Source organism: Streptomyces sp. NPDC030809, from assembly GCF_055572195.1.
Genome location: NZ_JBVIDV010000045.1, coordinates 1 through 19,818, shown reverse-complemented (window position 1 = coordinate 19,818; position 19,818 = coordinate 1). Strand labels below are relative to the sequence as shown.

The window sequence follows — 19,818 nt, the reverse complement described above, 5'->3', positions numbered from 1 at the left end:
CCCCCCCCCCCCCCCCCCCCCCCCCTGCCCGGCGCCAGCCGGGTTGCCTTGGGGCTCCGCCCCAAACCCCGCGCCTCAAACGCCGGCGGGGCTGGGGTCTGCCCCGCTCGGGGGCAGCTGCGGGCCCGTGTCAGGGCTTGTCGAGCGGGGGGCCCAGGGGCGGGCCGTGGGGCGGCGGGGGCGGTTGTTCGGGTTCGGGGCCGCCGAGGGGGGCGCCGAGTTCCGGGCCGTGGCCCGGCCAGGGGCGGACCATGGTCCGGGTCTCCTCCGACGAGGAGGGGTACGGGGAGGGGGACGCCGGGGCGTACGGCACCGGCTCGGTGTCGGCCCGTTCCGCCCGGGACAGCCTCGACCGGCGCCCGCGGCGCCCGCGCATCACCACCGCGCCGAGGATCATGAGCACCCCGCCGCCGAAGGCGCTCGCCACGCCCGCTCCCAGCCCGGCCCCGTCCCCGCCCACGCTCAGGCTGCCCGCGGCCTGCCCCTGGCGCACCATCCACAGCACCGTGAAGCCCAGCACCAGGATCCCGGCGGAGGCCATCAGGAAACGGGAGCGGCGCAGTACCGCCAGCAGGGTGAGGAGGGCGGCGAGGAGGAAGGGCATCAGGAGCGAGCCGGCCAGGGAGGCCCTGTCGGCGGTGATCCCGCTGCCGGAGAAGAGTTCCTCGATGCGGTAGTCGCGTCCGTGACGGCCGTCGTACCAGGTACGGAAGGGGCTCCAGACGGCGGCCGTCGCTCCGACGAGCCCCATCAGGGAGCCGAGTGCGTTGCGGATCATGCTCGGCCTCCAGCGGTCGGGCTCTCGCTCTCGACGCTACGCCGGTGGGCAGTGCTCGGCATGCCGCCCTCACCCGGACGGGGCGACGGCGGCCGGGTGGAGGGCGGTGCGGAGTGGGGGCGGGGTGCCGTGCGGCGGCTACCTGGCGCCGGCCGCCCCGGTCGCGTTCTCGACCTTCCCCTTCAGGGCGGTGAGCAGGTCGCGGAGCAGGGCGACCGTGGTCTCGTCCGTCAGGTTGCCGTTCTCGTCGAAGCGCTCGTGGGAGCGGAAGACCTGCACCTCCGGCTTCACGACCACGTCGCTGTCCGTCCACACGAACACCTGGCGCAGTGCCAGCTGGGCACGCACCGTGCCGAAGTTGGTGGGGGCCGCGCCCATGATCGCGAGCGGCTTGCGCAGCAGCGGCAGGCCCTCCTGGCGGGTCCAGTCGGTGCTCACCCAGTCGATGGCGTTCTTCAGCGTGCCCGGCACGGAGTAGTTGAACTCCGGGGTGGAGATGAGGATCCCGTCCGCCTCGGTCACGCGGCGCCGCAGGTCGGCGACGGCCGCGGGCCGCAGCTCGGGGGTGTCGAGGTCCTGGTCGTACGGCGGGATCTCGCGCAGGCCCTCGTAGATCTCGATGTCGAGGCCGCCGGGCTGGTGCTTGCGGGCGGCGCGGAGCAGGGCGGTGTTGTGCGAGTCGGTGCGCAGGCTGCCGGAGATGGCGAGGATCTTGAACTCGGACATGGGGTTCCCCTCCCGGATCGCGTCCGGGCCCCTCGGCCGGACGGGAAAAACACTAAACCGTTTAGTTCACCTGTTCAACCGCCCCTTTCCCGCCCCCTTCCGGAAAGGCCGGATCCTGATAGCGTGCGCGGCCGAAAGCAGTGCATTGGCTCAGTTCAGGGGGATTCCGTGTTCGGTCGACGTGTCAGACTCGCAGCCGTACTCGTCGCCGTCGTGCTCGCGCTGACCGGATTCTCGTCCGGCGGCAGCAAGGGGGGCGGCAGCAAGGGCGGCGGCAGCAAGTCGGGCGGCAAGAGCCGCAGCTCCAGCTCCGGCGGTTCCGACTCCGGCTCGTCCGGCGGCGGCTGCTCCAGCTCCAAGAAGAAGAACGGCACCCACAGCGACTCCGACTGGGACGGCGCCAACGGCGCGAGCCCGAGCGCCGCCGGCGCCACCGCCCCCGGTGCGGCGAGCGACCTGATCGCGGTCGAGATCCTCACGTGCGCCGGCCCCGGCAGCACCCGCACCCGCGGCAAGCAGCGCCCCCGCACCACCTCCGGCGCGGAGACGAACTCCACCCTCCGCGTCCGGTCCACGTCCGGCGCCCAGCACACCTTCACCATCGAGGTGGACTTCATCGGCGGCGCCGCGAACACCGAACTCGACGACAACACCCAGCAGGTCACGCTGGACCCCTACGAGACCCGCGAGATCCGCATCCCCATGACGAACGGCCGCCGCGCCAAGGACGTCAAGCGCTGCGCCCTCGACGACATCACCGTCATGAGCTGACCTCAGCGGACGCGGAACCCGCCCGGCCCGCCGCGGCGTCCGGCGAAGAGGGCTTCCTGCTCGGCCGCCGGCAGGTTGCCCAGGCCGATCAGGTGCGGGGCATGGGCCATGGCCTGGCTGCGGGCGGCCTCCCGCGAGGACCACAGGGCGCGGACCGTGCCCTGGACGGCCGCGGTCGGGAAGCCGGCCATGACCTCCGCGCAGCGCACCGCGGCCGCCAGCTCCTCCCCGGGCGCGGTCAGTTCGGACACCAGGCCGATCTCGTACGCGCGCCGGGCGGAGAGGCGTTCGGCCGTGCCCATGAGCGTCATGCGGGCGGCCTCCCCGTACGGCATCCGCATCGCCATGCCGATGGCCTCGTACGCGCTGACCATGCCGTAGGCGGTGTGCGGGTCGAAGAAGGCGGCCGTCTCCGAGGCGATCAGGAACTCGGCCTCGCCCAGCAGGTAGAAGGCTCCGCCGCAGGCCATGCCGTTGACGGCCGCGACCACCGGCTTCCACAGGTCGTTCGCCTTCGGTCCGATCGCGATCAGCGGATCGTCGATCGTGTAAGGGGAGGGCGGCTGGGGCACCTCCGCCGAGCGGTCGATGCCGGTGCAGAAGGCCCTGCCGCCCGCGCCCGTGACCACCACCGCGCGCACCGACTCGTCGAAGCGGAACGCGCGCCAGGCCGCCGTCAGTTCCGCGGCCATGGCGAGGTCCACCGCGTTGTGGCGGTCCGGCCGGTCCAGGGTCAGCACCGCCACGCCCGTGGCCCCGTCCCGTTCCACGCGCAGGGTCACGGCCGCTCCAGGAGCCAGCGCGGCACCGTCGTGCCGTCCACCTCGGCGAAGACCGCCTGCACCTTCGCGCCGATCCGCAGCCGGGCCGGGTCCACCGAGTTCAGAGGGGCCCCGGGGGCCGCCACCAGGTTCCCGGCCAGCCGGATGTGCGGGGCCTCCGCGAGCTCGACCAGGATCACGTTGTACGGGGCCTGGGCGGCGTACGCGGGCAGCAGCGGCGGGTGCGGGCGCACGTACGACCAGATCCGCCCGCGGCCGCTCATCAGCCGCCACTCGCTGTCGAACGACCCGCAGTGCGGGCAGCACGGCCGGGGCGGGAAGCGGAGCCGGGCGCATGACCCGGCGGCGCAGGCCTGGATGCGGAGCTCGCCGCGGGCCGCGTACTCCCAGAAGGGGGCGCCGTCCTCGTCGGGCACCGGGCGGAGGAGGCCCTCCGCGGCCGTCGTCTCGTTCGTCGTGGTCATCCTCGTCGGCTCCTCACGGTCGGCTCCTCACGCGCGCAGCAGGATCGCGGACGTCGGTACGCCCTCGCCCGCCGTGACCAGGCAGGTGGCGGCGTCGGGCACCTGGGCGGTGGAGGTGCCGCGCAGCTGCTTCACGCCCTCGTTGATCAGGTTGAACCCGTGGACGTACGCCTCGGACAGGCCGCCGCCCCCGGTGTTGAGGGGCAGCCGGCCGCCGATCTCCAGCGCGCCGCCCTCGGTGAAGGCCCCGCCCTCGCCGCGCCCGCAGAAGCCGTAGCCCTCCAGCGAGAGCGGGATCAGCGGGGTGAACGCGTCGTAGATCTGGGCCACGTCCACGTCGTCCGGGCCGAAGTCGGCCTGCTTCCACAGGTGCCGGGCCGCGGTCCAGGCGGGGCCGGAGAGCGGATCGTCGTTCCAGTAGTTGACCATCCCGTGGTGCTGGGCGGGCAGGCCCTGCGCGGCCGCATGCACGTAGACGGGCTTCTGCCGGCAGTCGCGGGCCCGTTCGGCGCCGACGACCACGCAGGCCAGCGCCCCGTCCGTCTCCAGGCAGTTGTCGAAGAGGCACAGCGGCTCGCTGATCCAGCGGGCCGTCATGTACATATCGCGGGTCAGGGGCCGCTCGTACATGATCGCGGCGGGATTCTGGTTGGCCCGGTTGCGGCAGGCCAGGGCCACGTTGAAGAGGTGGTCGCGGGTGGCGCCGTACTCGTGCATATAGCGGCGGGTGAGCATGCCGATCTCGTCGGCGGGCCGCAGCAGGCCGAAGGGGCGGGTCCACTGCCCGGGGGTGGGCAGCTGCACGGCGGTGTTCTTCCAGGGCCGCGGCCCCGATCCCCGCTTGCGCGAGCGCCAGGCCACGCCCACGCTCGCCTGCCCGGTCGCGATCGCGGCGGCGAGGTGGCCCACGGTGGCGCACGAACCGCCGCCCCCGTAGCCGACCTTGGAGAAGAAGGTGACGTCCCCGGCGCCGATCGCCTTGGCCACCTCGACCTCGTCCGTCTCCTCCATCGTGTAGGACGCGAAGGCGTCCACCTCGGAGGGGGCGATGCCGGCGTCGTCGAGGGCGGCCAGGATGGCCCGGCAGGCGAGTTCCTTCTCGGTCTGCGGGAGGTGTTTCGCGAACGCGGTCTGCCCGATCCCCGCTATCGCCGCAGCGTCCTTGAGCCCTGCCGCCATGCCCACCTCCGAGGTGCACCGGTACTGACAGCCGCGAAGGCTACAGCTAATCTGACGGATAGTCAGCTAGCGGGAGCCGGTGGGGTGCGGCGGGAGGGACTGCCACATGGTGGACGGGCGCGCGGACGAGGGGCGTACGGGCGAGAGGGGCACGGGCCAGAGGGGCACGGGGCCGGGCGCGGAACGCGCCGACCGCAGAGCGGTGGGGCCCGCGGACCGTCCCGCGGTGGGGCCCGCGGAAGAGGGGACCGCCGGGGACGCCGCCGGGGACCCCTGGGACGACCCCGGCGAGGACCCCCGCGGCGATCTCCGCTGGGGCACCGTCCCCGCCCTCGTCGCCGATGCCGCCGCCCGGTTCGCGGGCCGCGAGGCCGTCGTCGACGGCCGCACTCGGATCACGTACGCCGAACTGGGCGAGCGGGTCGAACGGGCCGCGGCCGCCTGCATCGCCTCCGGGCTCGCCCCCGGGGACCGGGTCGCCGTCTGGGCCCCCAACAGCCTGGAGTGGATCGTCAGCGCCCTGGGCGCGGTCTCGGCCGGCGCCGTCCTGGTCCCGCTCAACACCCGTTTCAAAGGCGCCGAGGCCGCGTACGTGCTCCGCCGCAGCCGCGCCCGCCTGCTGTTCGTCACCGGCACCTTCCTCGGCACCTCGTACGTGGCCTCCCTGCGCCGGGCCGCCGCCGAGGGGCCGGGGGAGGGGCCGCTGCCCGGACTGCCGCACCTGGAAGAGGTGGTGGTCCTCGCCGACGACGCCCCCGAGTCCTTCCGCACCTGGAAGGACTTCCTCGCGGCCGGGCAGGGCACCCCCGCCGAGGCGGTCCGCACCCGGGCCGCGGCCGTCCGGGCCGACTCCCCCTCGGACATCGTCTTCACCTCCGGCACCACCGGGCAGCCGAAGGGCGCGGTCATCACGCACGCGCAGACCCTGCGCTGCTACGCGATCTGGAGCGAGCTGGCCGGGCTGCGGGAAGGGGACCGCTACCTGATCGTGAACCCCTTCTTCCACACCTTCGGCTACAAGGCCGGGATCATCGCCTGCCTGATGCGCGGGGCCACGATGGTCCCGCAGCCCGTCTTCAACGTGGACACCGCCCTCGCCAACATCACCGCCGAGCGGATCTCCGTACTCCCCGGACCGCCCACCCTCCACCAGTCCCTCCTCGACCACCCGCACCGCGACCAGTACGACCTGTCGGCCCTGCGCCTCGTCGTGACCGGGGCGGCCGTGGTGCCGCTCCGGCTGGTCGAGCGGCTGCGCGGGGAGCTGCGGATCGCGACCGTGCTCACGGCGTACGGGCTCTCCGAGGCCGGCGGGATCGTGACCATGTGCCGGCGGGGGGACCCGGCCGGGGTCATCGCCGAGACCTCCGGGCGGGCGATACCGGGCACGGAGGTCAAGCTCGTGGACGGGGAGGTGTGGGTACGCGGACACAACGTGATGCAGGGCTACTACGAGGACCCCGAGGCGACCGCGGAGGCCCTGACGCCGGACGGGTGGCTGCGCACGGGGGACGTGGGGGTGCTCGACGGGGCGGGCAACCTGCGGATCACGGACCGGATCAAGGACATGTTCATCGTCGGCGGCTTCAACGCGTACCCGGCGGAGATCGAGCAGCTGCTCGGGCTGCACCCGGACGTCGCGGACGTGGCCGTGGTCGGCATTCCGGATGCGCGGCTGGGGGAGGTCGGCAAGGCGTACGCGGTGCGGAGGGCGGGGGCGACGCTGACGGCGGACGACCTGATCGCCTGGGCGCGGCGGGAGATGGCGAACTACAAGGTGCCGCGGGCGGTGGAGTTCGTGGCGTCCCTGCCCCGCAACGCAAGCGGCAAGGTCCTGAAAACCGACCTCCGCTCCCGCTCCGGCCCGCAATGACCGCCACCCCCTCGGCGGGCGGCTGCCCACGGGGCCGGGCCAAGTCGCCCTCCGGAGCCCCGAGACGACGGCGGGCGGCTGCCCACCGGGCGGGGTCAGGGGCCCGCGGGGTCCTGTTTGCGGGCCAGCAGGAGGCACCAGTTCGGGGTGCCGGATCGGCGGTGGCCGAGGGCGGGGAGGGGGGCGAGGGAGACCTCGAAGCCCGCCGCGCGGAGGTCGGCGCGCACCCCGCTCAGGGGGAACGTCCGGTAGTACATGACGAACGTCGGCCGCCAGACCGCATTGCGCACCCGCATCAGCCCGTCGAAGCCGAGCGACAGCCAGTACAGCGGGGAGTCCGGGGGCGGCGGTGCCCCGATCGGGAAGGCGAACAGCCCGCCCGGCCGCAGCGCCCGGTGCACCCCGGCGAACAGCCGCGGCCGCTCCCGCGGCAGGAAGTGCCCGAAGGCGCCGAAGGAGACCGCGAGGTCGAACTCCTCCTCGAAGGGCAGCGCCAGCGCATCGGCCCGGACGAGCGCCGCGTCCGGGTGCGCCGCCCGCGCCCGCGCCAGCATCCCGGCGCTGAAGTCCACCCCCGTGAGCGGCCCGGCCCCCAGCTCGCGCAGCACCCCGAGCCCCGCCCCGGTCCCGCAGCACACGTCGAGCGCCGCCCCGAACGGCCCGTACGGGCGCAGCGCGGCGGCCGTGGCGTCGAGGAACCGGTCCGGGGTCCGGAAGGGCGTGTGGTCGAACTTCGGGGCGAGCAGGTCGTAGCCGTGCTCGATGGAGGAGAGCGCCTGGACGGCCAGCTCCCTCAGCGTGGGTCCCTCGGAGGTGAACACGCCGCCAGCCTAGGACACGGCCCGGCCGCCGCGGACGCACGCGTACGGCGGCCGCGGTGGCTCCCCCTCCGGGCCACCGTGGCCGCCGTTCCCCCGTGATTTGTGCTCCCCGCGGCAGGACCACCCGGTTTCCCGGTCCCCCTGGTCCCGCCCCGGGGCCTCGCGCCTCCGCCGGTCGGCACCCCCGTACCCCCGTGACCGGCGAAGGCCGCCGACTTCCTTACGGGCGCGGGCCCGTGGCGTGGTTGTCCATGGACTGGATCTCCTCGCCGACGGCCCCGGCGGTGGCCGGCGCGGCCACGGGCGGCGCGGCCGGGTCGGTCTCCGCGGCACCGGCAGGAGCCGTGAGCGGCGCGCCGGTGGCGTGGTTGTCCAGCGTCCTGATGTCCACGCCGGTGGCGTGGTTGTCGAGCGGCTTGATGTCGCCGTCGCCGGGGACGGGCTTCGCGCTGTCGGTCGTCGTCATCGTCACTCCTGAAGGTGATTCCGGGCCCGTTCGGCAATTCCCCCGCGGACCGCCGAACGGGTCAGTGCATTCATGGTGCCGCGGGGCGATAAACGAACGATGAACGTCCCGTTCGGCTTCCGCCCGAGGATCATGCCCCATGGCTTTCCCGCACGTCGGAGCGGGTGCGGGGGCCGGGTTGCGGGAGGCCGCCGGCGGCTCCGTTTGTCAGGCGGGCTGCTCCGAGGCGAGCAGGGCCCGTACGGCGGCCAGCTCGGGCGACCCCAGCTGGGCGAAGACCGCTTCCGCGTCCGTCCAGCAGGCCCGGGCCCGGTCGGTCTGGCCCATCCGGAACAGCGCCCGGCCGAGCACCATCACCACGCAGGCCCGGCGCCACTCCCCGCCCATCACCCGCAGGGCGATGGCCTGTTCGGCGTGCGAGGCGGCCAGGGTGTCCTGGCCGGCGGCGAGCCGGGCCTCGGCGATGCGGTAGTGGGTGATGCCCTCCCACAGCGGCTGCCGGTTGTCGTGGAACAGCGCCAGCGCCTCGGTCAGCTGGGCCAGGGCCTCGGTCAGCCGGCCCGCCTGGGCGAGCACGATGCCCAGGGCGTAGCGCCCGTTGGCGAGCCGCAGGGTCAGGCCCATCCGGTCGTAGAGCGCGATGCCGCGCTCGGCGAGGTCGATGGCCACGGGCAGGCGCCCGAGGGCGGCCTCGATCCGGGACAGGTTGCACAGGGCGCTGGCCTCGCCGATGTCGTTGCCGTCGGCGTGGAAGTTCTCGATGGCCTCGCGCAGGTACCGTTCCCCGTCCGCGTGCCGCCCCTCGTACAGGGCGATGATCCCGCGGTCGTTGGGGGCCCAGCACAGCGGGGCGGGGTCCCCGGCCGTCCGGGCGAGGGCGGTGGCCTGGCGGGCCTCGTCGTCGGCCTCGCCGAAGCGGCCCGCGACCAGGTGCACGTTGGTCAGCATGGTGCGTACGCGGCCCTCGGCGTGCGGGTCCCGTGCGCGTACGGCGGCGTCCCGCAGGGCGAGGGCGGCGGCCTCGTACTGGCGGGAGTTGGCCCCGGACTCCAGCAGGTCCTTGGCGGCCCACAGCAGGTCCACGGCCCGCCGGAGCACGTCCTGCGGGATGTCGGTACGGGCCGCCGCCTGCCGGACGCACGCCAGCAGCGGGTTGGCCTCGGCGTAGAGCCAGTCCATGGCGGCGTGCCGGTCGCCGAGGACCCTGCCGGGGTAGTCGGCCCGGGCGAGGTGGGCCACCAGCCGGTCCCCGGGGCGCTCCAGCGCGTACACCCCGGCGGCCGTGGCCAGGTAGAAGTCCAGCAGCCGGGACAGGGCGGCGTCCCGCTCGGCGGCGGGCTCGTCCCGTTCGGCGCAGGCACGCGCGTAGAGGCGTACGAGGTCGTGGAAGCGGTAGCGGCCGGGCGCGGCGGACTCCAGCAGGGAGCAGTCCACCAGGGCTTCGAGGAGGTCCTCGGCGTCGTGCACCGGCAGGGCCAGTACGGCGGCGGCCGCGGGCAGGGAGACGTCCGGGCCGTCGGGCAGCCCGAGCAGCCGGAAGGCCCGGGCCTGGGCGGGCTCCAGCTGGCCGTAGCCGAGCTCGAACGTGGCCTTGACGGCCAGGTCCCCGGCCTGGAGCTCGTCGAGGCGGCGCCGCTCGTCGGCGAGCTTGTCGGCGAGGGCCGACACCGTCCAGGTGCGGCGGGCGGCCAGCCGGGAGGCGGCGATGCGGATGGCCAGGGGCAGGAACCCGCAGGCCCCGACCACCGCGAGGGCGGCCTGCCGCTCGGCCTGCACCCGCTCCTCGCCGACGATCCGCGTGAACAGCTGGAGGGCCTCTTCCGGGCTCATCACGTCGAGGTCGACGAGGTGGGCCCCGGCCAGCCCCGCCATGCGGACCCGGCTGGTGACCAGGGCCGCGCAGCCCGCGGTGCCGGGCAGCAGGGGCCGGACCTGGGCGGCGTCGCGGGCGTTGTCGAGGAGGACGAGCACCTGGCGGCCGTCCAGGGTGGAGCGGTAGAGGGCGGAGCGCTCGGCGGCCGAGTCGGGGATGGCGTGGGCCGGGATGCCGAGGGCGCGCAGGAAGGCGGCGAGGACGGCCTCCGGTTCGAGGCAGCGCGCATCGCTGCCCTGGAGGTCCACGTACAGCTGCCCGTCCGGGAAGTGCGGGCGGGCCGCGTGGGCCACGTGCACGGCGAGGGTGGTCTTGCCGACCCCGCCGATGCCGGCGAGCGCGGAGACCGCCATGACCTGCCCGTCGGTGCTGGCGGCGGTGAGGATCTCGGTGAGTTCGGCGACGAACGCGGCCCGGCCGGTGAAGTCGGGCACGGTGGCGGGCAGCTGCGCCGGGCGCACCAGCACCGGGGCGGCCGGCGCGGGCTCGGCGGCCAGCTCGGAGTCGGCGCGCAGGATCCGCGCCTGGAGTTCGGCGAGCTGCGGGCGCGGGTCCACGCCGAGCTCCTCGGCGAGCAGCCGCCGGGTGTCGGCGTACACGGCGAGGGCCTCGGCCTGCCGGCCGCTGCGGTACAGGGCGAGCATGAGCAGTTCGCGCAGCCGCTCGCGCAGCGGGTGGGCGGCGGTGAGTGCGGTGAGCTCGGACACGGCCTCGGCGTGGCTGCCGAGTTCGAGGTCCAGGTCGAGCCTGCTCTCCAGGAGCTGGAGGCGCCATTCGCCGAGCCGGGTCCGCTCGGTGTCGGCGAACGGGCCGGGCACGCCGGCCAGCGGCTCGCCGTCCCAGAGGGCCAGGGCCTCGTTGAGGAGGGTGCGGGCGCGGGCGCGGTCGCCCTGGGCGCGGGCCTTCTCGGCGTCGGCGGCCAGGGCGCGGGCCTCGCCGAGGTCGAGGGCGGCCGCGGTGCTGCGGATGGCGTAGCCGCCCGCGTCGCTTTCGAGGACCCCGGGGGCGAGGATCTTGCGCAGCCGGGAGGCGTAGGTGCGGATGGCGGCGAGGGCCTGCGAGGGCGGGTCCTCGCCCCAGATGGCGTCGATCAGCTCGGGCGCGGTGGCGGTGCGGCCGTCGCGCAGCAGGAGCGCGGCGAGCAGGGCGCGCTGCTGGGGCGAGCCGGAGGCGAGCGGCTCCCCGCCCCGCCAGGCGCGTACGGGTCCGAGCACGGCGAACCGGGCGTCCCCGGCCCCGGGTTCTCCGGTGGCGGCGGGGGCCTCGCGAGGGGATTCGCCTGCGGTCTCGGGGTGCTTCCGCTGGTGCGGAATGGCCGGTATGCCGTCCATCTGTGTCCCCCCTTGCCTTCCGTGGCGGCGTGCGCACTGGTCAGTCTGCCCTGTCCCGGCCGGGCGCGTCAGCCCGGGAGGGGCGGGGCGCACGGGGGCACGGCGGGGTTCCGGGGCGCCAGAGTAGCTGACGGTTCGTCAGATCGGCGCTACCGTGGGGCCCATGGAGACCTTCCCGAAGATAATCTCGGTGGACGACCACACGGTTGAACCTCCTCACGTCTGGCGGGACCGGCTCCCGTCCAAGTACGCCGGCGTCGGCCCCCGCATCGTGCGCGCCCCCCTCAAGGAGATGACCTTCCTGGGCGGCAGGTTCGCCCCGGTCATGGGCGCCAAGGGCGACGAGGGCCCGGTGGGCGACTGGTGGGTGTACGAGGACCTGCACCGCCCGCTCACCCGCCTCGACACCGCGGTCGGGTACGACCGCGACGAGATCAGGCTCGAAGTCATCACGTACGAGCAGATGCGCCCGGGCTCCTACTCGGTTCCGGACCGGCTCGCCGACATGGACGTCAACCACGTGCAGTCCGCGCTGTGCTTCCCCACCTTCCCGCGGTTCTGCGGCCAGACCTTCACCGAGGCCAAGGACCGCGAACTCGGCCTGCTGGGGGTGCGCGCGTACAACGACTGGATGGTCGAGGAGTGGTGCGGGCCCGAGGCCCGCGGCCGCCTCATCCCGCTCACCCTGATCCCGCTGTGGGACGCCCGGCTGGCCGCGGCCGAGGTCCGCCGCAACGCCGCCCGCGGGGTGCGCGCCGTCGCCTTCTCGGAGATCCCGCCGCACCTGGGGCTGCCCTCGATCCACACCGACGAGTGGGACCCGTTCCTGCAGGCGTGCGACGAGACCGGCACGGTCATCGCCATGCACATCGGCTCCTCCTCCCGGATGCCGTCCACCTCCGCGGACGCCCCGCCGGCCGTCGGCTCCACGATCACCTTCGCCAACTGCTGCTTCTCGATGGTCGACTGGCTGATGAGCGGCAAGTTCGAACGCTTCCCCCACCTGAAGATCATGTACGCCGAGGGGCAGATCGGGTGGATCCCGTACGTCCTGGAACGCGCGGACGTGGTCTGGGAGGAGAACCGGGCGTGGGGCGGGGTCGCGGACAAGGTCACCCGGCCGCCGTCCGAGCTGTTCGCCGAGCACGTGTACGGCTGCTTCTTCGACGACGCGTTCGGGCTGCGCAACCTGGACGCGATCGGGGTGGGGAACGTCCTCTACGAGACGGACTACCCGCACTCGGACTCCACCTGGCCCAAGTCCCGCGAGGTCGGCGAGGCGCAGATGGGCCACCTCCCCGCGGACGTGGTCGAGCGCATCGTCCGGCGCAACGCGATCGACCTCCTCGGCCTCACCGAAACCGGCCTCTGGCCGGGCCCGGGCTCAACACCCTGACCCCACCCGGCCCCGGGCCCCGGGCTCCGCCCGGACCCGCTCCTCAACCTCCCCCAGCCCCAGGGGGCTGGGAGGTACCCCCTGGAGGGGCTGGAGTGTGCCGCGCGTTGTCCGCAGCCCGGGGTCACATCCCAGCCCCACCGGGCAACCTCCAGCCCCCCGGGCAACCCCCCCCGGGCAATCCCCCAGCCCCGCCGGGCAACCTCCAGCCCCGCCGGCGTTTGAGGCGCGGGGTTCGGGGCGGAGCCCCGAGAAGACGGCGGGTGGCTGCGCACGAGCCGGGGCCAACTCCAGCCCCTCCGGCGTTTGAGGAGCGGGGTTCGGGGCGGAGCCCCGGGGACTCGCCGCGGAATGCTGTGACACGGCGCGTCCGCACTGCGACGCTGACAGGCATGGCTGTCTGGGGGGACGAAAAGGCCGCGCCGGCGCCCGGCAGAGAAGGCACGGCCCCGCCGCGCCGCCTCACCGGCGCCGCCGCCGCAGTCGCCACGCTCACCGCCGCATGGGGACTGGCGGCGACCGCCCTCGTCCTGGCCGTGCGGACCGGCGCACGCTGGGGCTCCGACCAGTGGTTCTTCGTCGTCGACACCACCGACGCCCTCGTCTACGGCCTCGTCGCCGCCGTGATCCTGGCCCGCCGCAGCCACCCCGTGGCCTGGCTCGTGGCCCTGACCGCGATCGGCGGCGGCCTCTCGGCCGTGGCGGCGCAACTGCGCGCGGCCGCACCCGCCGCCGATCCGCCCACCGCCTGGGCCCTCGTGCAGGGCACCGCCTGGGTGCCCGGCACCCTCGCCCTGGTCCTCGTCGTACCGCACCTGCTGGCTGCCGGGGAGGCCCCGCCGCCCCGCCCCGCGAAGGCCGCGGTGGCGGCAGGCACCGCCGTGATCGCGGCCATGCTGGCGATCCGGCTGACCGACCCGTTCCCCTGGCCCCAGGGGGCCGAGCCCGTCTCCCCGCTCGCCGTGCGCTCCGCGCAGTGGGCCCGGCTGGTGGAGCCCGCACAGAACGCCCTGTTCGCGGTGGTGGTGCTGCTCGGCACGGCCGCCGCCGGGCACGCCGCCTACCGCCGCTACCGGGACCCGTCCGCCCGCGGCCTCGGCTGGCTGGCCATCGGTGTGCTGCTCACCTCCGCCCCCTTCGCCCTGCTGCTCGTCTGGCCCGACGGCGGCGGCAGCATGGCCGAGGACGGCACCGGCCTGCTGACCCTGCTCACCCCGCTCGCCCACCTCACCTCGCAGGCCTTCTTCCCGGCGGCCGTGCTCGTCGTGGTGCTGCGCCAGCAGCTGTGGGGCATCGGGCTCGCGATCAGCCGCACCCTCGTCGGGGCCCTGCTGACCGGCATGGTCGTGGCCGGGTACGCGCTCGCCGTCGCGCTCTCCGGGCTGCTGCCCGGCGGCGGCACGGACGGCCCGCTGGGTCGGCTGCCGGCGGCGGCGGCCACCGCGGCCGCCTTCCACCCGGCCCGGGCCTGGCTCCAGCGCCGGGTGGACCGGCTGGTGCACGGGGAGGCCGCCGGGCCGGTGGTCACCCGCGTGGGCCGTCACCTGGGCAGTGCGAAGACCGCCGAGGAGGCCCTGTCGGGCATGGCCGAGAGCGTGGCCGCCGCCTTCAACCTGGGCGCCGTACGCATCCTGGCCGCGGACGGCGAAACGCTCGCGGAGGCGGCCGCACCGGGGGCCGGCGAGCCGGCCGTTGGGCCCGTACGGGTGCCGACCGTTGGGCCCGCACGGGTGCCGACCGTTGGGCCCGCACGGGTGCCGACCGTCGGGCCCGCACGGGTGCCGGCCGTCGGGCCCGCACGGGTGACGGCCGGCGCGCCCGTACAGGTCCCGCTCGTCGTCCGGTCGGCTGTCATCGGCACCCTGGAGGTCGCCGCCCGCCCCGGGGAGCGGCTCGACCGCCGGGCCCGGGCCGCGCTGGACGAGGTGGCGCCGGTCGTGGCCACCGCCGTGCAACTGGCCGACACCACCCGGGCCCTGCGCGAGTCCCGCGGCCGGCTGGCCGCCGCCCGCGAGGACGAACGCCGGGCCCTGCGCCGCGAGCTCCACGACGGGCTGGGCCCCGCCCTCGCGGGCATCGGCCTGGGGCTGGCCGCCGCGCGCAACATGCTCCCGGCGGCCGCCCCCGGCAGCGCGGCCGTGGACGAGCTCCTCGTGCGCCTGCGCGGGGAGGTGGACGAACGGGTCGAGGAGGTACGGGTGCTGGCCCGCGGCCTGGTCCCGCCGGTCCTGGCCGAGCTGGGCCTCGTACCGGCCCTGCGCGAACTGGTCATGCGGTACGAGGCGGACGGGCTGACCGTGCTCGTACGGGAGGACCGCCTCGGCCCGGCGCCGGTCCCGCCGGAGACCGCCGGAGCGGTGTACGCGGTGGTGGCGGAGGCCATCCGCAACGTGTCGCGGCACGCGGGGGCCCGGCTGTGCGCGGTGGAACTGAGCCGGGGGGACGGGGTGCTGGAGGTCTCGGTGGAGGACGACGGCCGGGGGGTGGCCGCGGATGCGCGGCGCGGGGTCGGCACGACGTCCATCCGCGAACGCGCCGAAGGCGTCGGCGGCACGGCCACCTGGTCCCCGGGCCGCGGCGGCCACGGCACCCGCCTGACCCTGACCCTCCCATGCTGACCCCCGCCACCCCCCGCCTCAATCGCCGGCGAGGCTGGTTCTTGCCGGGCCGCGCCGGCCGCGGAGCGTCTTGCCCACCGGGCTGGTTTGCCCGCCCGCGTCGGCCTGCGGAGCGTGTCGCCCACCGGGCGGGCTGGCTTTTGCCCGGCCATGGCGGACTGCGGAGCGTCTTGCCACCGGGCGGGGCAAAGTCCAGCCCCTCCGGCGTTTGAGGAGCGGGGTTCGGGGCGGAGCCCCGAGACGGCGGCGGTCGGCTGCGCACGAGGTGGGGCCAATTCCAGCCCCTCCGGCGTTTGAGGAGCGGGGTTTTGGGGCGGAGCCCCAAGGCACCCCGGCTGGCGCCGGGCACCGGGCTCCGCCCGGGACCCGCGCCTCAATCGCCGGCGGGGCTGGATTTTGCCGGGCCGTGTCGGCCTGTAGAGCGTGTCGCCATGGCGGACTGCGGAGCGTCTTGCCACCGGGCGGGGCAAACTCCAGCCCCTCCGGCGCTTGAGGAGCGGGGTTCGGGGCGGAGCCCCGAGAAGACGGCGGTCGGCTGCGCACGAGCCGGGGCAAACTCCAGCCCCTCCGGCGTTTGAGGAGCGGGGTTCGGGGCGGAGCCCCGGGACGGCGGCGGGTGGGGAAGAGGGCGCGGCGCGGGCATGTTCCAAGGTGACGGCGGAGCCGGAGGAAGGCGGGGACATGACGATGCTCGACGGAGCAGGCGGGCCGGAGACGACCCACGGGAGACCGGGCGAGGCCAGACCGACGGGCGGCGGGGCAGCGGGTGTCCCGGAGGCCGGATCGGGAGGCGGCGGGGCAGCGGGTGTCCCGGAGGTCGGGCCGGCGGGCGACGGGGCCCCGGGTGTCCCGGAGGCCGGATCGGGAGGCGGCGGGGCGCCGGGTGTCCCGGAGGTGGGGCCGGCGGGCGGCGGGGCGCCGGGTGGGTCGGAGGTCGGGGCAGGGGGCGGCGGGGCCCCGGGGGGACCCGGTGGGCGGCGGGAGACGCGGGTGCTGGTCGTCGACGACCACCCCGTCTTCCGCATGGGCCTGGCCACCCTCCTCGGCTCGCTGCCCGGCATGACCGTCACCGGCGAGGCCGCCGACGTCCCCGCCGCGGTGGCCGCGGCCCGCGCCCAGCGGCCCGACGTGGTGCTGATGGACCTGCACCTCGGAGACGGCCGGGACAGCGGGATCGAGGGGACCCGCGAGATCCTCCGGCACTGCCCCGGCACCGCCGTCCTGGTCGTGACCATGCTGGACGACGACGATTCCGTCTTCGCCGTGCTGCGCGCCGGAGCCCGCGGCTACCTGCTCAAGGGGGCCGCCCCCGCCGAGATCGAGCGCGCCGTCCGGGCCGTGGCCAACGGGGAGGTCATCCTCGGCCCGGCGGTCGCCTCCCGGGCGACGGCGTACCTGACGGGGCTGCACACGGCGAGCCGGTCCGGCCCCGTACCGCTCCCCGAACTGACGGCACGCGAGCGCGAGTTGCTGGACCTCGTGGCGCGCGGCCTGGACAACACCGCGATCTCCCGCCGGCTGGTGCTCAGCCCGAAGACCGTCCGCAACCACCTGTCCAACATCCTGGCCAAGCTCCAGGCGGCCAGCCGCGCCGAAGCGATCGTCCGGGCCCGCGAAGCCGGCCTCGGCTGCTGAGCCCCGCGCCTGCGGCCGCCCCGCGCCTGCGGCCGCCCCCGCCGAGACCGCCGCTCAGCCCACGAACCCCAGGTGCACCGGCTCGGCTCCCCCCGCCCGCAGCAGCCCGGCCAGTTGCGGAGGCCACACCGGCTCGCCCACCGCGTCGAGTTCCTCCAGGCTCAGCCACCGCCAGTGCTGGCCGGGGGACTCCGGCACGGGCTCGCGGAGCGGGCCGGAGGCGACGTACACGTTCTCGTACTGCCGCGTGGGCACCCCCTGGTGGGTGAAGTCGTGCACCCAGGTGCACAGCAGCCGTTCGGGCGCGAGGTCGGTCCACCCGGTCTCCTCGCGGAGCTCGCGCACGACGGCCTGTTCGGGGGTCTCGCCCGCCTCTATCCCGCCGCCGGGCGGCAGCCAGTGGGTGCCCACGTACGGGTGGTCGTCACGGAAGAGGAAGACGGTGTTCTGCGGGGACACGACGACGATGCGAGCGGCGGATCGTGGAGTGCGCATCAGAGAAGGTTAGGAGCGCGCCCGGGCATGGTTCAACGCTAAATTGACAATTCATTGCTATGTGTACGGTTTGTGTCGATGAGCAAGCACGCGCGGAACCGTACGTCCCCACCGTCCCGCTCCCGCCGCGGCCGCCTGGTCTACACGGCCGCCGCCGGAGCAGTCCTCGTGGTGGCCGCCGGCTGGGCCTACGCCGCCCACGACGGCGAACGCCCCCAGCTCTCGGCGCAGCTCGGCGCGGACTCCCACAACGGGGCGGTGGCGCACGGCGGTACGGCCCACAGCGACCGCGGCACGCACCGCCCGCGCGCCCTGCCGGACATCAGCGCCGCCACCCGGGCCGAGATCCCCGCCGCCACCCGGCAGGTGGTGCTGGTGACGGGCCGTGCCCCGGACTCCTCGTACGCGACGGCGACCCTCTACACCCGGGCCTCGGCAGGGGCCGAGGACTGGCAGCCGGGGCCGAGCTGGCCGGCCCGCAACGGGGCGAAGGGCTGGTCGGCGGAGCGCACGTACGGGGGACTCCAGTCACCCGTGGGGGTGTTCTCGCTGACCGACGCGGGCGGCCTGCTGCCCGAGCCGCCCGGCACGCGCCTGCCGTACGACCACGCCGAAGCGTTCACGGCCACCGGGCGGGGGGTGGAGGGCGAGTCCCTGGCCGGCTCCTTCGACTACGTCGTCGCCATCAACTACAACCGCCGGCCCGGCACCTCCCCGCTCGACCAGACCAAGCCCGAGGGCGAGGCCAAGGGCGGCAACATCTGGCTCCACGTCGACCACGACGGCCCCTCCCAGGGCTGCGTGGGCATCCCGGCGGCCGGCATGAAGACCCTCCTGGAGACCCTGGACCCGGCCGCCCACCCCGTCATCGTGATGGGCCCGGCCGGGCACTGACCCGGCGGCCGCCGCTCAGCAGGTGGGGGTGGCGGGCCGGCCCGCGAACCGGTCGGCCGTCCACGCGATCAGCGCCCCGGCCGCGGGGGAGCCGGGGCGTACGAGGTCCGAGTGGCCGGCGCCGGGGTAGGGCCGGTAGTCCAGGCGGTGCCCGGCGCGGCACTGGCGCTGCGCCCAGGACGCGGTGACGGCGGCCGGTACGACGGAGTCCGCGGAGCCCTGCGCGACGAGCACCGCGGCGCCGCCGGCCGCGCCGGAGGGGGTGTTCTGCCGGAGCCGGCTGCCGAACGCGCCCGCGGACGGGGGCCGGGTGAACGGCGAGGGCCCGTCGAGCGAGTGGATCAGCCCGGGCAGCCCGGCCGGATCGTTGAGGCAGCGGCGGGCCGCGGCCCGCATCCTGGGGCGGGCAGCGGCGGTGAGGTGGTCCTCGGGGCGGACCTCCCCCGGGTATGCGTCCGCGTACGAGGCCAGCGCGTACGCGTCCAGCACGCGGCCGATGCCCTCGGCCTGCCAGCGGTCGGCGAGGGCGGGCAGGTCGGTGACGGGGGCCAGTGCGGCCACCCCGCGCAGATCGACCGCGGGAGCGTACGTACGGGCCAGCGCGCCGGCCCACAGCGCGGCGTGCCCGCCCTGGGAGTAGCCCCAGAGCACGGTCCGGGCGTCGAGCGGCAGGGCCGGGAGGCGGCGGGCGGCCCGGGCGGCGTCGAGCAGGGCGTACGCCTCGGCGCGACCCAGGAAGTACGGGGCGGGGGCGGTCTGGTCCGGACCGAGGTAGTCGGGCCCGACCAGGACCCAGCCGCGGTCCAGGAGCGCCTGCACGGCGGGTACGTGGAAGGTCGCCTCGCCGGGGCTGCGGCTGGGCTCGCAGGGGGCGGTGACGCCGGTGGTCCCGTGCGCCCACAGCACCACCGGGGGCGGGGCCGCGCCGCCGCTCCGGGGGCCGGCGATCACGAACCCGCTTCCCAGTCGGGCCCGTCCCCGCCCGTCCCGGGTGCCGTACCGGATCCGCCAGCCCCGTGCCCCGGCGGGCACCCCCTGCCCCATCACCTCACTCCCGAGCAGCCGCCCCACCGCCCCAGGGGGCACGCCCCCGCCCCGCCCCCCACCCGCCGGCGTCCCCCCGACCCCGACCGGCACCCGCCCCGTCCCCCCGGCCCCCGCCTGCCGGGGCCCCGTCCCCTCGGCCCCCGCCTGCCCGGGTCCGGTCCCCACCACCCCGCCGGGCGCGGCGCTCCCCCCGAGCCCCGCCTGCGCGGGGCCCGTCCCCCCTGCCCCGAGCCCTGCCTGCGCGGGGCCCGTCCCCCCTGCCCCGATCGGGGCTCCCGCCGACACCACGGCTCCTGCCAGGAGCACCCCGACACCCCACCGCCACCCACGCCCGCCCATGCCTCCACACGTACCCACCACGGGCCCCGTCTGCCCCCGCCCAAGCCACCCCGGCTGCCGCCGGGCCCCGGGCTCCGCCCGGACCCGCTCCTCAAACGCCGGAGGGGCTGGTTTTTGCCGGGCCGCATCCAGCCGCCCAGGCAGCCCCGCGGGGCGAACGCAGCCTCGCCGGCGTTTGAGGCGCGGGGTTCGGGGCGGAGCCCCGAGACGACGGGCCGCGGATGCCCACCGGGCGGGGGGCAAAATCCAGCCTCGCCGGCGTTTGAGGCGCGGGGTTTGGGGCGGAGCCCCAAGGCAACCCGGCTGGCGCCGGGCAGGGGGGGGGGGGGG

At 75.7% G+C, this 19,818-nt stretch carries 16 protein-coding genes; 6 read left to right on the top strand and 10 right to left on the bottom strand.

All coding sequences use genetic code 11. The features are described from left to right. Positions 1 to 130: 130 nt before the first annotated feature. Both ACZ407_RS34735 and ACZ407_RS34730 read right to left on the bottom strand, forming a co-directional pair. Positions 131 to 778: a hypothetical protein gene (locus ACZ407_RS34735; protein ID WP_468135514.1), complete on the bottom strand. Its 648-nt coding sequence runs from the start codon at positions 776 to 778 to the stop codon at positions 131 to 133. Between the two features lie 138 nt (positions 779 to 916). Beyond that, on the bottom strand, positions 917 to 1,504 hold the full coding sequence (locus ACZ407_RS34730) for an NADPH-dependent FMN reductase (RefSeq protein ID WP_468135512.1): 588 nt from the start codon (positions 1,502 to 1,504) through the stop codon (positions 917 to 919). Positions 1,505 to 1,672: 168 nt separating this feature from the next. On the opposite strand from ACZ407_RS34730, the gene ACZ407_RS34725 reads away from it, so the two are divergent. After that, positions 1,673 to 2,275, top strand: coding sequence for a hypothetical protein (locus ACZ407_RS34725; RefSeq protein WP_468135510.1), 603 nt, complete (start codon positions 1,673 to 1,675; stop codon positions 2,273 to 2,275). Between the two features lie 2 nt (positions 2,276 to 2,277). On the opposite strand, the gene ACZ407_RS34720 is transcribed toward ACZ407_RS34725, so the two are convergent. The 3 genes from ACZ407_RS34720 to ACZ407_RS34710 are packed head-to-tail and all read right to left on the bottom strand — an operon-like array spanning position 2,278 to position 4,700. Further along, complete coding sequence (locus tag ACZ407_RS34720; protein WP_468135508.1) at positions 2,278 to 3,057, bottom strand: enoyl-CoA hydratase/isomerase family protein; 780 nt, start codon at positions 3,055 to 3,057, stop codon at positions 2,278 to 2,280. After that, the gene (locus tag ACZ407_RS34715) at positions 3,054 to 3,521 is read right to left on the bottom strand and encodes a Zn-ribbon domain-containing OB-fold protein (protein WP_468135506.1); all 468 of its coding nucleotides are present in this window, start codon (positions 3,519 to 3,521) and stop codon (positions 3,054 to 3,056) included. The genes ACZ407_RS34720 and ACZ407_RS34715 overlap by 4 nt, the downstream gene beginning before the upstream one ends. 27 nt (positions 3,522 to 3,548) lie before the next feature. Then, positions 3,549 to 4,700, bottom strand: coding sequence for a lipid-transfer protein (locus tag ACZ407_RS34710; protein ID WP_468135504.1), 1,152 nt, complete (start codon positions 4,698 to 4,700; stop codon positions 3,549 to 3,551). Between the two features lie 226 nt (positions 4,701 to 4,926). Between ACZ407_RS34710 and ACZ407_RS34705 the strand changes: the two genes are divergently transcribed. Further along, positions 4,927 to 6,573, top strand: a complete 1,647-nt coding sequence (locus tag ACZ407_RS34705) for a FadD3 family acyl-CoA ligase (RefSeq protein WP_468135502.1) — start codon at positions 4,927 to 4,929, stop codon at positions 6,571 to 6,573. A 95-nt stretch (positions 6,574 to 6,668) separates the two neighbouring features. Here the strand turns inward: ACZ407_RS34705 and ACZ407_RS34700 are convergent, their stop codons facing one another. The 3 genes from ACZ407_RS34700 to afsR form a co-directional block, all read right to left on the bottom strand. Further along, the gene (locus tag ACZ407_RS34700) at positions 6,669 to 7,394 is read right to left on the bottom strand and encodes a class I SAM-dependent DNA methyltransferase (protein ID WP_468135500.1); all 726 of its coding nucleotides are present in this window, start codon (positions 7,392 to 7,394) and stop codon (positions 6,669 to 6,671) included. Between the two features lie 220 nt (positions 7,395 to 7,614). Continuing rightward, on the bottom strand, positions 7,615 to 7,860 hold the full coding sequence (locus tag ACZ407_RS34695) for a hypothetical protein (RefSeq protein WP_468135498.1): 246 nt from the start codon (positions 7,858 to 7,860) through the stop codon (positions 7,615 to 7,617). Between the two features lie 207 nt (positions 7,861 to 8,067). Then, positions 8,068 to 11,064, bottom strand: a complete 2,997-nt coding sequence (afsR, locus tag ACZ407_RS34690; protein ID WP_468135496.1) for an SARP-family global regulator AfsR — start codon at positions 11,062 to 11,064, stop codon at positions 8,068 to 8,070. A gap of 163 nt (positions 11,065 to 11,227) precedes the next feature. Here afsR and ACZ407_RS34685 point away from each other — a divergent pair, with 163 nt between their 5' ends. From ACZ407_RS34685 to ACZ407_RS34675, 3 genes are all read left to right on the top strand, one after another. After that, positions 11,228 to 12,460, top strand: a complete 1,233-nt coding sequence (locus tag ACZ407_RS34685; RefSeq protein WP_468135494.1) for an amidohydrolase family protein — start codon at positions 11,228 to 11,230, stop codon at positions 12,458 to 12,460. A 392-nt stretch (positions 12,461 to 12,852) separates the two neighbouring features. Continuing rightward, complete coding sequence (locus ACZ407_RS34680; protein ID WP_468135492.1) at positions 12,853 to 15,078, top strand: sensor histidine kinase; 2,226 nt, start codon at positions 12,853 to 12,855, stop codon at positions 15,076 to 15,078. Positions 15,079 to 16,068: 990 nt separating this feature from the next. Next, positions 16,069 to 16,713 (top strand): response regulator transcription factor, encoded by a 645-nt coding sequence (locus tag ACZ407_RS34675; RefSeq protein WP_468135490.1) that lies wholly within the window; start codon positions 16,069 to 16,071, stop codon positions 16,711 to 16,713. 54 nt (positions 16,714 to 16,767) lie between these two features. On the opposite strand, the gene ACZ407_RS34670 is transcribed toward ACZ407_RS34675, so the two are convergent. Then, positions 16,768 to 17,208, bottom strand: a complete 441-nt coding sequence (locus ACZ407_RS34670) for an NUDIX hydrolase (protein ID WP_468135488.1) — start codon at positions 17,206 to 17,208, stop codon at positions 16,768 to 16,770. Between the two features lie 78 nt (positions 17,209 to 17,286). On the opposite strand from ACZ407_RS34670, the gene ACZ407_RS34665 reads away from it, so the two are divergent. Further along, positions 17,287 to 18,102, top strand: a complete 816-nt coding sequence (locus ACZ407_RS34665) for a L,D-transpeptidase family protein (RefSeq protein WP_468135486.1) — start codon at positions 17,287 to 17,289, stop codon at positions 18,100 to 18,102. A 15-nt stretch (positions 18,103 to 18,117) separates the two neighbouring features. Here the strand turns inward: ACZ407_RS34665 and ACZ407_RS34660 are convergent, their stop codons facing one another. Then, on the bottom strand, positions 18,118 to 19,053 hold the full coding sequence (locus ACZ407_RS34660) for a lipase family protein (protein WP_468135484.1): 936 nt from the start codon (positions 19,051 to 19,053) through the stop codon (positions 18,118 to 18,120). Positions 19,054 to 19,818 lie beyond the last annotated feature (765 nt).

Bases quoted from the DNA above. Each gene is read 5' to 3' on its own strand.
- ACZ407_RS34695 (WP_468135498.1), bottom strand. From the start codon at position 7,860: ATGACGACGACCGACAGCGCGAAGCCCGTCCCCGGCGACGGCGACATC.
- ACZ407_RS34670 (WP_468135488.1), bottom strand. From the start codon at position 17,208: ATGCGCACTCCACGATCCGCCGCTCGCATCGTCGTCGTGTCCCCGCAG.
- ACZ407_RS34715 (WP_468135506.1), bottom strand. From the start codon at position 3,521: ATGACCACGACGAACGAGACGACGGCCGCGGAGGGCCTCCTCCGCCCG.
- ACZ407_RS34735 (WP_468135514.1), bottom strand. From the start codon at position 778: ATGATCCGCAACGCACTCGGCTCCCTGATGGGGCTCGTCGGAGCGACG.
- ACZ407_RS34710 (WP_468135504.1), bottom strand. From the start codon at position 4,700: ATGGCGGCAGGGCTCAAGGACGCTGCGGCGATAGCGGGGATCGGGCAG.
- ACZ407_RS34685 (WP_468135494.1), top strand. From the start codon at position 11,228: ATGGAGACCTTCCCGAAGATAATCTCGGTGGACGACCACACGGTTGAA.
- ACZ407_RS34665 (WP_468135486.1), top strand. From the start codon at position 17,287: ATGAGCAAGCACGCGCGGAACCGTACGTCCCCACCGTCCCGCTCCCGC.
- ACZ407_RS34730 (WP_468135512.1), bottom strand. From the start codon at position 1,504: ATGTCCGAGTTCAAGATCCTCGCCATCTCCGGCAGCCTGCGCACCGAC.
- afsR (WP_468135496.1), bottom strand. From the start codon at position 11,064: ATGGACGGCATACCGGCCATTCCGCACCAGCGGAAGCACCCCGAGACC.
- ACZ407_RS34680 (WP_468135492.1), top strand. From the start codon at position 12,853: ATGGCTGTCTGGGGGGACGAAAAGGCCGCGCCGGCGCCCGGCAGAGAA.